Origin of the sequence: Streptomyces pyxinae (assembly GCF_024756275.1) — a bacterium.
Lineage (GTDB): Bacteria > Actinomycetota > Actinomycetes > Streptomycetales > Streptomycetaceae > Streptomyces > Streptomyces pyxinae.
This window is the reverse complement of the sequence record NZ_JANUGQ010000006.1, coordinates 261,801-273,366: the sequence shown is the minus strand read 5'-3', so window position 1 is coordinate 273,366 and position 11,566 is coordinate 261,801. Positions and strand designations below refer to the sequence as shown.

8 protein-coding genes, 1 rRNA gene and 1 pseudogene are annotated in these 11,566 nt (G+C 73.6%); 8 read left to right on the top strand and 2 right to left on the bottom strand.

All coding sequences use genetic code 11. From position 1 onward, the window contains the following. Positions 1-78: ribosomal RNA gene (rrf, locus tag NX801_RS10270) — 5S ribosomal RNA — on the top strand; the annotation flags it as partial. Between the two features lie 122 nt (positions 79-200). Here the strand turns inward: rrf and NX801_RS10265 are convergent. After that, positions 201-1,168, bottom strand: a pseudogene (locus NX801_RS10265) (DUF58 domain-containing protein); the annotation flags it as partial. 119 nt (positions 1,169-1,287) lie between these two features. Next, complete coding sequence (locus tag NX801_RS10260; protein WP_258786990.1) at positions 1,288-2,505, bottom strand: hypothetical protein; 1,218 nt, start codon at positions 2,503-2,505, stop codon at positions 1,288-1,290. 185 nt (positions 2,506-2,690) lie between these two features. Here NX801_RS10260 and mtnA point away from each other — a divergent pair, with 185 nt between their 5' ends. From mtnA to NX801_RS10225, 7 genes are all read left to right on the top strand, one after another. Continuing rightward, positions 2,691-3,842 carry an S-methyl-5-thioribose-1-phosphate isomerase gene (gene mtnA, locus NX801_RS10255; RefSeq protein ID WP_258786989.1) on the top strand — a complete coding sequence of 384 codons (1,152 nt, stop codon included), beginning with the start codon at positions 2,691-2,693 and terminating at the stop codon, positions 3,840-3,842. Between the two features lie 5 nt (positions 3,843-3,847). Continuing rightward, on the top strand, positions 3,848-4,537 hold the full coding sequence (gene mtrA / locus NX801_RS10250) for a two-component system response regulator MtrA (protein ID WP_309505815.1): 690 nt from the start codon (positions 3,848-3,850) through the stop codon (positions 4,535-4,537). A gap of 1 nt (position 4,538) precedes the next feature. Further along, entirely contained in the window at positions 4,539-6,554 is a 2,016-nt protein-coding gene (mtrB, locus tag NX801_RS10245; RefSeq protein WP_258786986.1) for an MtrAB system histidine kinase MtrB, read from the top strand. Continuing rightward, the gene (locus NX801_RS10240; RefSeq protein ID WP_258786985.1) at positions 6,544-8,376 is read left to right on the top strand and encodes an LpqB family beta-propeller domain-containing protein; all 1,833 of its coding nucleotides are present in this window, start codon (positions 6,544-6,546) and stop codon (positions 8,374-8,376) included. Before mtrB ends, NX801_RS10240 begins: the two co-directional genes overlap by 11 nt. A 277-nt stretch (positions 8,377-8,653) precedes the next feature. After that, entirely contained in the window at positions 8,654-9,433 is a 780-nt protein-coding gene (locus NX801_RS10235; protein ID WP_258786984.1) for a ComF family protein, read from the top strand. Positions 9,434-9,773: 340 nt separating this feature from the next. After that, positions 9,774-10,463: a ribosome hibernation-promoting factor, HPF/YfiA family gene (gene hpf / locus NX801_RS10230; RefSeq protein WP_309505814.1), complete on the top strand. Its 690-nt coding sequence runs from the start codon at positions 9,774-9,776 to the stop codon at positions 10,461-10,463. 261 nt (positions 10,464-10,724) lie between these two features. Beyond that, positions 10,725-11,498 carry a response regulator gene (locus NX801_RS10225; protein ID WP_258786981.1) on the top strand — a complete coding sequence of 258 codons (774 nt, stop codon included), beginning with the start codon at positions 10,725-10,727 and terminating at the stop codon, positions 11,496-11,498. Positions 11,499-11,566 lie beyond the last annotated feature (68 nt).

Genomic DNA, 11,566 nt, shown 5'->3' with positions numbered 1-11,566 from the left:
CCGAACCCGGAAGCTAAGCCTTTCAGCGCCGATGGTACTGCAGGGGGGACCCTGTGGGAGAGTAGGACACCGCCGAACAATTATTAGCCTCGGCTCCCGCACTTCATGTGCGGGAGCCGAGGCATTTTTGCGTTGTCCCCCTTTTGTGTTGTCCCCTATCGATTGGGCTCATCGATCAGGCTTCTGGACAGCGCGCCGTTTCAGAGGCGTCCCGCTGCCTTGAGCGCCAGATAGGTGTCGGCCAGGGCGGGAGCGAGGTCGCCGGAGGCGGCGTCCGCGACCGTCACGCCGTGGCGTTGCAGCAGCTCGGCCGTGCGGCGGCGCTGGGCTCGGGCCTACGCGGCGGCAGCCTCGTACCCGGCGTCGATAGACCCGCGCGCGTCGGCCAACTGCTGGACACGGGGGTCGGCCACCGGGGCGACCAGCACGGTAGGGCGCCAGGTGACGTGGGCAAGACGAGCAGGGAGCGCCGGGGCGCATGAGCGAGGACGGCACCGCTGAGCCCGCGTGCGTCGGTCTCCACCAGGGCCGGCTTTAGGGAGGCGAAGGCTTCGACCAGGGTGGGGAGCATGTCGCCGGCCTTGAGGCCCGCTGCCTGGGCGTGGAGGCGCCGGTCGTACGCCAGGAGACCGACCCGGTCACCGGCACGGGCGGCCAGGGCACCGAGCAGCAGAGCGGCGTCCATGGCGGCTTCGATGGCCCGGGTGTCGTCGCCTGACACGTACGCACGGAGGCTGTCGAGCTCGGTGCCCTGGCTCCGGGTGAGCACACTGGTCCGGCCGTCCATTCTCCGGAGGCCGGCCAGCCGGGAGGGCAGGTGCGTGCGGCTGGTGAACGGCGGCAGCGCGCGAACGCTCCGCGGGGCGTGGTGGTTGCCCTGGGGGGCGGCGAGTCCCAGTGGTCCGTAGGAGCGGACGGTGACGTGGGCGGCGGCACGGTCTCCGCGCCGGGTGGGGCGCAGCACTGGGGTAAGGCGCCGGCGCTCTCCGGCCGGGACGGCGATCCGGTGACGCGAGGCGCTCTCTCCGGTGCCCGGAGCCCAACTGCTGTGCGGCCAGGCGTCTCTGATCCTGGCGCGGAGCGGAGGCGGTGGAGAGCAGGTCGCCTGCCCAGTTCCAGAGGCGGTGGAGGGCGCGCTGGACGATGTCCGGGTCGTCCTGGTGGGACCGCGGGTCGGAGAGTTCGCGCTCGGCCGCCTCGCGGGCGGAGACCCGTGGGACGCCGAGGGCAGGTCCCCGTCCGTCCGGCTCGGCGCCGCCGTCACCCGCCCCGGGGACCGGCACCGGGTCAGTTTCCGGGGGCTTCACCGGCTGGGGAGCCGTATCCGGACAGGCCGGCGGCGCGCGCGAGTTCGAGGTCGAGTGCCTCGCGGCGGATGCGCTGGTCCACGTAGAGGAGGGCGGTCACCCCGGCGGAGATGGGATAGGTGAGCGCGGAGGTGATCACCGCTCCGATGCCGGTGATGACCAGGAAGCTCCAGCCGAATTCGGGAGCGGTTCCGCCGGCCAGTCCGCTGAGCCCGTTGCCGTCCACCGCGTAGGCGATGGCGGTGAAGGGGATCGCGATGATCATCGAGGCGAGGAAGGTCAGCAGGCCGGTCAGGCTGAGCACGCCGAAGACGCGCCACCAGGCGCCCTGGACCAGCTTGGCGGAACGCTTCAGAGCGGCGGTGACACCCTGCCGCTCCAGCATGAGCGCCGGAGTGGAGAGGCTGAGCCGGATCATCAGCCAGAGGGCGGCGACACCCCCGGCGAGGCCGCCGGCCGCCGAGAGGAGGAGGCCGGCGCGGGAGCCGAGGAGCAGGCCGGGAAGGACGCCCACGCCGAGGAGAACGGCAGTGAGCAGGGGCAGCAGCAGGGTGAGCGCCAGCAGCTGGGGCAGCCGGGGGCGGGCCTCGCGCCATGCCTCGGCCAGGGTGACGGACCGGCCCAGGACCGACCTGCTGATGATGACGGTGACCGGGGCGCTGGTGAAGAGGGTCGCCATCAGGACGATGAGCGACGAGGGCCCGAGTCCGATCAGGGTGGACCGCAGGGACTCCACGGAGTTCTCGAGCGCCTCCGCCGGTGTGGGGTCGGGCCCCAGGGCCGGTGGCACCGGAACCAGGTAGCGCTGGACGAGGGTCTCGCCGATCTGCGCCAGGACGGAGACGGCGACGGTGATGGCGAGCACGGTCCGCCAGTGCGCGCGCAGGGTGGCGAAGGCGCCGTCCAGTATCTCGCCCACACCGAGGGGCCGCAGGGGGATGACTCCGGGCTTGGCGGCCGGCGGCGCTCCCCAGCCGCCCGGGCCCGGTCGGCCGCCCCACGCCGGGGGCGGCCCGGCGGGCGGCGGTACGGGGCCTCCGGGGCCGCCCGGCGCGGACCAGTGCCCAGCGGGTGGCTGCTCCGTGGACCAGCCGGCACCGGCCGGTCCGTCCGAGGGCGGGGCGGGGCGCGGTACTCCGGCACCCTGCTCGCCGGAGGAAGGGGATCCGGGCGAGGCCCAGCCCGGGGTGTCGTTCACAGTCGTCCACCTCGTCGGATCGTCTCGGGGCCCGTGCCGTGCCTGAGCCGGCTCGGGCACGGCTCCCGGCCGTCTGCCACACGGCCGGTCGGCAGCCATCGTGCCACGCGGCGGTGGCCGGAGGACCCGGTCCCGGGGCTCCTCGCCACCTTCTTTGTCGGGGCCCCAGCGGGCAGACTGGGCGGATGGCTGATCAGTACGCACAATTCTCCGTCGGCACTGAGCCTCCCGCGCTTCCTCCGCTCCGCTGGGAGGAGCCGCCCGAAGGGCCCGTGGTGGTCCTCCTCGACCAGACCCGACTGCCCGCCGCCGAAGTGGAACTCGTCTGCACGGACGTTCCGGCGCTGGTCGGGGCGATCCAGACGCTCGCCGTGCGGGGCGCACCGCTCCTGGGCATCGCCGGTGCCTACGGCGTGGCCCTGGCCGCGGCCCGGGGCTACGACGTGGAGGAGGCGGCCGAGTCGCTGGCGTCGGCGCGGCCCACCGCGGTGAACCTGGCGCACGGGGTGCGGCGGGCGGCCGCCGCCCACCGGGCCGCGGTCGGCCGGGGCGCCGGCCGGCGGGAGGCGGCGTCGGCGGCGCTCGCGGCGGCGCGGCAGCTGCACCGGGAGGACGCGGCGGCGAGTGCGGCGATGGCCGAGCGGGGGCTGGCGCTTCTGGACGAGCTGGTGCCGGGCGGCGGTCACCGGCTCCTGACCCACTGCAATACGGGCGGGCTGGTGTCGGGCGGGGACGGTACGGCGTTCGCGGTGGCGCTGCGGGCCCATCGTGCGGGCCGGCTGCGGCGGCTGTGGGTGGACGAGACCCGGCCGCTTCTCCAGGGCGCCCGGCTGACGGCGTACGAGGCGGCCCGGCACGGTCTGGCGTACACGCTGCTGACCGACAGCGCGGCGGGTTCGCTGTTCGCGGCGGGGGAGGTGGACGCCGTCCTGGTCGGGGCGGACCGGATCGCCGCCGACGGCTCGGTGGCCAACAAGGTGGGCAGCTATCCGCTCGCCGTGCTGGCCCGGTACCACCATGTGCCGTTCGTGGTGGTGGCGCCGCTGACCTCGGTCGATCTCGACACCCCGGACGGCGCGTCGATCGAGGTGGAGCAGCGGCCGGGGCAGGAGGTGACGGAGCTCACCGCGCTGCCGCGGATAGTGACGAGCGGCCCCGGAGCGGTGGGCGGCATGGCGGTGGCGCCGCTGGGAACACAGGCGTACAACCCGGCGTTCGACGTCACGCCGCCCGAATTGGTGACGGCGATCGTCACCGAATCGGGAGTGGTGTCGCCCGTGACGGCCACCGGAATCGCGGAGCTGTGTGCCAGCTCACGCCAGGTAACGATTAGCTAAATGGGATGATGGCCAATATGAAGGGACGCGTCCTTGTCGTCGACGACGACACCGCACTGGCCGAGATGCTCGGGATCGTGCTGCGTGGTGAGGGTTTCGAGCCGTCGTTCGTAGCGGACGGCGACAAGGCACTCGCCGCTTTCCGCGATGCCAAGCCGGATCTGGTGCTGCTCGATCTGATGCTGCCCGGTCGGGACGGCATCGAGGTGTGCCGGCTGATCCGGGCGGAGTCCGGGGTGCCGATCGTGATGCTCACGGCGAAGAGCGACACCGTGGATGTGGTGGTCGGTCTGGAGTCCGGGGCCGACGACTACATCGTCAAGCCGTTCAAGCCGAAGGAGCTGGTCGCCCGCATCCGGGCGCGCCTGCGCCGGTCGGAGGAGCCGGCTCCGGAGCAGCTGACCATCGGTGATCTGGTCATCGACGTGGCCGGCCACTCGGTGAAGCGGGACGGCCAGTCCATCGCGCTGACGCCGCTGGAGTTCGACCTGCTGGTCGCGCTGGCCCGCAAGCCCTGGCAGGTGTTCACCCGTGAGGTGCTGCTGGAGCAGGTCTGGGGCTACCGGCACGCGGCCGACACCCGGCTGGTGAATGTGCATGTCCAGCGGCTGCGTTCCAAGGTCGAGAAGGACCCGGAGCGGCCGGAGATCGTGGTGACCGTCCGTGGCGTCGGTTACAAGGCAGGACCGAGCTGACATGTCCCGCGGCAGCGCTGCTCCGAAGCCCGGGAAGCCGGGAGTCCGTCCGGGGCGGCCCGCCGCACCGGGGCGTGAGCCCTCCCGGGCCGGCCGTCTGCTCCAGGGCGGCCGGCCGTTCGCGGACGGGGCGCCCGGCGGCCGGGTGCTCCGGCTCGTCGTGCGGCTGGTCCGCCGGCCGGTGCTGCCCGCCGTCCGGCTGTGGCGGCGGAACATCCAGCTCAGGGTGGTCGTCACCACCCTGCTGATGTCGCTCGGCGTGGTGCTGCTGCTCGGGTTCGTCGTCATCGGTCAGATGCGCAACGGTCTGCTCGACGCCAAGGAGCGGGCGGCGCAGAGCCAGGCGTCCGGCGGCTTCTCGGCGGCGCAGGACCAGGCCAGTGCCGCGTCCGGCGGCCAGGACGGCGGCGCCCCGGCGGGCAGCGGGGCGCGGTCGTCGCTGAACTGGCGCTCCGACCTCGTGGTGCAGCTCGCCAGTGGCGGGCAGAGCGCCTTCAATGTGGTGGCGCTCAGCTCCGACTCGGCGGGCACCGCCCCCAGCCGGGGCGCCCGGGCCTCCGGCGGGGTGGAGCCGGCCACCAGCATCCCGGCCGAGCTGCGCGGCTCCGTCGCCCAGGGCACCGGCACCTTCCAGACGTTCACCCGCATCCGCTACACGGACGGCAAGCACTCCGAGGCCGGGCTGGTGATCGGCAAGCGGCTCAACGACATCGAGGGCAACTCGTACGAGCTGTACTACCTCTTCCCGCTCACCCAGGAGGAGGACTCGCTCTCCCTGGTCAAGACCACGCTGGCGACGGCCGGGCTGTTCGTGGTCGTGCTGCTGGGCGCGATCGCCTGGCTGGTGGTGCGGCAGGTCGTGACGCCGGTCCGGATGGCGGCCGGTATCGCGGAGCGGCTCTCGGCGGGCCGGCTCCAGGAGCGGATGAAGGTCACCGGCGAGGACGACATCGCCCGGCTCGGTGAGGCGTTCAACAAGATGGCGCAGAACCTCCAGCTCAAGATCCAGCAGCTGGAGGACCTCTCCCGGATGCAGCGCCGGTTCGTCTCGGACGTCTCGCACGAACTGCGGACGCCGCTGACCACGGTACGGATGGCCGCCGACGTGATTCATGAGGCGCGGGCGGACTTCGATCCGGTGACCGCGCGCTCGGCCGAGCTGCTCGGCGACCAGCTGGACCGGTTCGAGTCGCTCCTCGCGGATCTGCTGGAGATCAGCCGGTTCGACGCCGGCGCGGCGGCGCTGGAGGCCGAGCCGATAGACCTGCGCCAGGTGGTGCGCCGGGTGATCGGCGGGGCCGAACCGCTCGCGGAGCGCAAGGGCGGCCGGATCGTCGTCCTCGGCGACGAACAGCCGGTGGTCGCGGAGGCCGACGCCCGGCGGGTGGAGCGGATCCTGCGGAACCTGGTCGTCAACGCGGTGGAGCACGGCGAGGGCCGGGACGTGGTGGTGCGGCTGGCCTCGGCCGGCGGCGCCGTGGCGGTCGCGGTGCGCGACTACGGCGTGGGGCTCAAGCCCGGCGAGGCGACCCGGGTGTTCAACCGTTTCTGGCGGGCCGACCCGGCGCGCGCCCGGACCACCGGCGGTACCGGCCTCGGTCTGTCGATCGCGGTGGAGGACGCCCGGCTGCACGGCGGCTGGCTCCAGGCATGGGGCGAGCCCGGCGGCGGCTCGCAGTTCCGGCTGACCCTGCCGCGCACGGCGGACGAGCCGCTGCGCGGCTCCCCGGTGCCGCTGGAGCCCGAGGACTCCCGGCGCAACCGGGAGCGGGCGGCGCTGGAGGCGGACCGGGACGGGGCCCGGCCGGCGACCGTGCCCGCCCAGCCGGGCGCGGGCCGCTCCCCGCTGCCCCCGCCGCCCCGGCAGGCGTCCGCCGACCCGACGGCGCTGCCCGGCAACGGCGCGCGGGTGGTGGCGCGGGGCGGGGAGCGGGCGGCCGACGGGACCGTACCGGCGCAGTCGGCACCGGAGCAGGAGCGGAAGACGGAGCGGGAGGGCACGGGTCGTGGGCGCTGAGCGGCGTCGGTTCGGGAGGGGGCGTCCGGCGCGGGGGGCCGTGCTGCTCGGCTGCGCGGGGCTGCTGGCCGGCTGTGCCTCGATGCCGGACAGCGGGGACGTGACCGTGGTCAAGGCGTCGAAGCCGGGCGATTCGCAGGTGCGGGTCTATCCGGTGACCCCGCGCGAGAAGGCCGAGCCGGGCGAGATCGTCGACGGCTTCCTGGAGGCGATGACCGGCGACGACCCCGGCTTCGCCACGGCCCGGAAGTATCTGACCAAGCAGGCGGCCGCGTCCTGGCGCCCGGAGGAGAGCATCACCGTGCTGTCCGCCGCGCCGGCCCGGCAGACCACCGTCCGCGAACCGGAGCAGGAGGGCGCGTCGGGGCGGGTGTACCAGCTGGCGGGGGAGGAGATCGCCACGGTGGACCGCCGGCTCGCCTACCAGCCGGCCACTCCGCAGAAGTACCGGGGCGAGCCGCTTCATCTCTCCCAGGTGACGACCCCCGAGGGCAAGGAGTGGCGGATCGACTCGCTGCCGCAGGGGCTGCTGCTCGGTGAGTCGGACTTCCAGCGCAACTACCGTTCGGTGAACAAGTACTACTTCGCCGCGGGGCGGGGCTGGGTGGTGGCCGACCCGGTCTACATCCGGCAGCGGCAGGACCCGGTGACCCAGACGGTGCAGGCCCTGCTCGACGGTCCGACCGGCTGGCTCGGGCCCGCGGTCGACTCGAACTTCCCGTCCGGTACGGCGCTCAAGGAGGGCGTCCGGACACTCGCCCCCGATGACCGCAACACGCTGAAGGTGCCGCTCAACGAGAAGGCGGACAACGTCGGTCTCGACCGGTGCCGCAAAATGGCGGCCCAAGTCCTTTTCACCGTGGGGGAATTGTCGTCCACCAAGGTCGAAGAGGTGGAATTGCAGCGGTCGAACGGGTCGCGGCTCTGCGTGCTGAACGAGAGTCAGAAACAGAATTACGTCACCGACCGCAGCGTCGCCTTCCCGGAGAACCCCTATTTCGTCGACACCGCCGGAAAGCTGGCCAAGCTGGAGGTCACCGGCGACGACGTCGGCCGGCCGCAGCATGTGCCCGGCCCGTTCGGTGACGGTTCGCTGCGGCTCGGCGCGGTCGCCGTGGCCCGCGACGAGCGGCACGCGGCCGCCGTGACCGGCGAGGGACGCACCCTGCGGGTGTCGTCCATAGAGACCGAGAGCACCCCCCGGGAGCCGGTGGTCACCAGCAACGGCCCGGCCGGCCGGCGGCTGTCCGCGCCCAGCTGGGACGGGCGGGGCGATCTGTGGGTGGCCGACCGTGACCCGGCCGGCCCCCGGATCCGGCTGGTCCCCGGCGGTACGGGCAAGCCGCAGGACGTGGTCACGCCCTGGCTGCTCGACGGGATACGGATCGAGGCGCTGCGGCTCTCGGAGGACGGCGTCCGGATCGCCCTGCTGCTGAAGGAGGGCGACACCACCACGCTCCGGATCGGACGGGTGGAGCGGCGGACCTCGGGTGGCCGGCAGACGGTCTCGGTGGTGGACCTCCAGTCGGTGGCACCGCGCATGGAGTCGGTGACCTCGGTCTCCTGGGCGGGGGCGAGCCGGCTGGTGGTGCTCGGCAAGCTGGCCGGCGGGGTGCAGCAGGTGCGGTACATCCAGACCGACGGCTCCACCTCCGCCTCCGGCATCCCGGGGCTGAACGAGGTGAAGGCGGTGGCCGCCGCGAACGACGAGCGGGCACCGCTGGTGGCGGCCTCCTCGGACGACGGGATCGTCCGGCTCCAGGCCGGTGCCAACTGGCAGCCGGTGGGCGAGAAGGGCACCTTCCCGGTCTATCCCGGCTGACCGCCGGGCCGGTGCCGGGCCCGGGGCGGTTCCCGGGCCGTTCCCGCCGGCCGTCCGTTGCCGGGTCGGTGCCGCCGGGCCGTCCGTTGCCGGGCCGGTGCCGCCGGGCGGTCCGTTGCCGGGCCGGAGCCGGACGGTGGGCCGGGTGCGGCCCCGGTCCCTTCCGGGGCGTTCCGGGCGGCGTCGGCTGACCCGCCCGGTACCCGGGCCCCGGCCCCGGCCCCGGGGTTTTCCACAGGGGTGGCCGGGACGGGTCCCGCCGGGCAGGGTGGGCGCCGTGCGGAACTGGTGGCGGGAATTCTCCGAGCTGGTGCTGCCGGCCTTCTGCGGTGGCTGCGACCGGGCGGGTACGGAGCTCTGCAGGGCATGCGCCCGTGCCCTGTACGGGGACGGTGCCCGGCGGGCCGGACCGGTGCCCGAACCGCCCGGGCTGCCCCCGGTGTACGCGGCCGCGCCCTACCAAGGAGCGGTACGAGCGCTGCTCCTCGCCCACAAGGAGCGCGGCGCCCTGCCCCTCGCCCCGTTCCTGGGCGCGGCCCTCGCCGGGGCGGTCGGCGCCGCCCTGGAGCACCACGGCGGCGCCCCGGCCGACCGCCCGGTGCTGCTGGTGCCGGTGCCCTCCGCGCCCCGGGCGGTGCGGGCCCGGGGCCAGGACGCGGCGCGGCGGCTGGCCCGGGCGGCGGCGGCCGAGCTGCGCCGCGCCGGAGTGGCGGCCCGGGCGCTCCCGGTGCTGCGGCAGCGGCGGGAGGTCGCCGACCAGGCGGGGCTGACCGCGCCGCTGCGCCGGGCCAACCTGGCGGGTGCGCTGGCGGTGGCCGACGGGGGCGGCCGGCTGCTCGCGGCCGGCCGCCCGGTCCTGGTGGACGATCTCGTCACCACCGGCGCCTCGCTGGCCGAGGCGGCCCGGGCGGTGCGCGCGGCTGTCACGGGCGACGGCGACGGCGGCGGGGCAGGGCAGGGGGAGAGCGGGCGGGCGGGTCCCGGGGCCCGGAGAGTACCGGTGGTGGCGGCGGTTGTCGCGGCGCCGGCGGGGGCACTCGTCATAAACCGGAACTGAGCGGGAACGTATGACGTTGCTGGTAGTAGAAGCGTAAAAACACCTGATCGGAGGTACGCGCGGGTAGCGGGTGCCGATATCCGGCCGGGAGGGCTATGTTCGGTGGTGAGGCCCGGCGCACGCCGTGCTTCACCGATCGCACAGCCGTGCCCCGTCCGGAATTCCGGGGATCCCGGTGTTCGCACCACCGAAATCGGGTGGGATGGGGAGCAGGTCGACGGGGAAGAGGAGGGCGAAGCCGCCAAGTCGGGGATCCCGGCGCTTTCGCCGGGGTCGAGTGCAAAAGGGAGACGCCCGGTGGCCGGTGCGCCGGCCGGGCGATCCGGGAACGGAGTTCTGCGTGGACATCGTCGTCAAGGGCCGCAAGACCGAGGTGCCCGAGCGGTTCCGCAAGCACGTGGCCGAGAAGCTGAAGCTGGAGAAGATCCAGAAGCTCGACGGCAAGGTGATCAGCCTCGACGTCGAGGTGTCCAAGGAACACAACCCGCGGCAGGCCGACCGGTCCGACCGCGTGGAGATCACCCTTCATTCGCGGGGCCCGGTGATCCGGGCCGAAGCGGCCGCCGCCGACCCGTACGCCGCGCTGGACCTCGCCACCGGCAAGCTGGAGGCACGGCTGCGCAAGCAGCACGACAAGCGGAACGACCGCCGGGGCACCGGCCGGATCTCCGCCGCCGAGGTGGCCGACACCGTGCCGGGCGTCGCCAGCCTCAACGGCAGCGGGCTCGCGGTGGCCGAGGAGACGACGGACGCCGTGCCCACCACGAAGATCGGCTCCCTCGAAGTGCGGGGCGACGGCCCCCTGGTGGTGCGCGAGAAGACCCACACCGCCGCCCCGATGACGCTCGACCAGGCGCTCTACGAGATGGAGCTGGTCGGGCACGACTTCTATCTGTTCGTGGATTCCGAGACCAAGCAGCCCAGCGTGGTCTACCGGCGGCACGCCTACGACTACGGCGTGATCCACCTGGAGAGTGACCCGCTCGCCGGTTCGGAGGGCGGCGGCGCCGGCGGCGCGCTCGGCGGCTGAGCGGCGACCGGTGCGGGCCGGTGCGGCGGCCGTCGCGTGACGGCCGGGGCGGCAGCGGCGTCGGGTGACGCCTGATCCGTTCCGAGACGATGTGCCCCTGGAGTGCTTCGTGCGCCCCCAGGGGCATCATCGTGCGACCACGGAATCCCCGCTGGGGCACCCGGACGTGGAATCATGGCCGGACGCGTCAACCGGTGGCTCCCACCGGGTGGTTGACGCATCGCACATGAACTCGAGGCCCCGGCCCCAGGGGGAGGAACGATGGCGGACAGCTTCGGCCCGGTGCACCACCCGGGCGGCTCCGGCGCCCCGGACGGCATGGCGGGCGCCGGGCGCGTTCCCGGAACCGGCACGGACGACCCCCCGCCGCGCGGGGAGCCCATCCGGGTCCTGGTCGTGGACGACCACGCGCTCTTCCGCCGCGGCCTGGACATCGTCCTCGAGCAGGAGGAGGACATCACGGTCGTCGGCGAGGCCGGGGACGGGGCCGAGGCCGTCGAGAAGGCGGCCGACCTGCTGCCGGACATCGTCCTCATGGACGTACGGATGCCGAAGCGCGGTGGCATCGAGGCATGCACCTCCATCAAGGAGGTGGCCCCCAGCGCCAAGATCATCATGCTGACGATCAGCGACGAGGAGGCCGACCTCTACGACGCGATCAAGGCGGGCGCCACCGGCTATCTGCTCAAGGAGATCTCCACCGACGAGGTCTCCACGGCCATCCGCGCCGTCGCCGACGGGCAGTCGCAGATCAGCCCCTCCATGGCCGCCAAGCTGCTCACCGAGTTCAAGTCGATGATCCAGCGCACCGACGACCGGCGGCTGGTGCCCGCGCCCCGGCTCACCGACCGGGAGATCGAGGTGCTCAAGCTCGTCGCCACCGGGATGAACAACCGGGACATCGCCAAGCAGTTGTTCATCTCGGAGAACACCGTGAAGAACCACGTCCGCAACATCCTGGAGAAGCTCCAGCTGCACTCCCGGATGGAGGCGGTCGTCTACGCCATGCGGGAGAAGATCCTGGAGATCCGCTAGCCACCGGCGGCGCTGCCAGTGACCGGCGGAGCCACCGGGAGCCGCCGGCCGGTCCCCGCCGTCGGCCG

What these genes read in the sequence shown, in the direction of transcription:
- mtnA (WP_258786989.1), top strand. Translation starts at nt 2,691, where the DNA reads ATGGCTGATCAGTACGCACAATTCTCCGTCGGCACTGAGCCTCCCGCG.
- mtrA (WP_309505815.1), top strand. Translation starts at nt 3,848, where the DNA reads ATGATGGCCAATATGAAGGGACGCGTCCTTGTCGTCGACGACGACACC.
- mtrB (WP_258786986.1), top strand. Translation starts at nt 4,539, where the DNA reads ATGTCCCGCGGCAGCGCTGCTCCGAAGCCCGGGAAGCCGGGAGTCCGT.
- NX801_RS10225 (WP_258786981.1), top strand. Translation starts at nt 10,725, where the DNA reads ATGGCGGACAGCTTCGGCCCGGTGCACCACCCGGGCGGCTCCGGCGCC.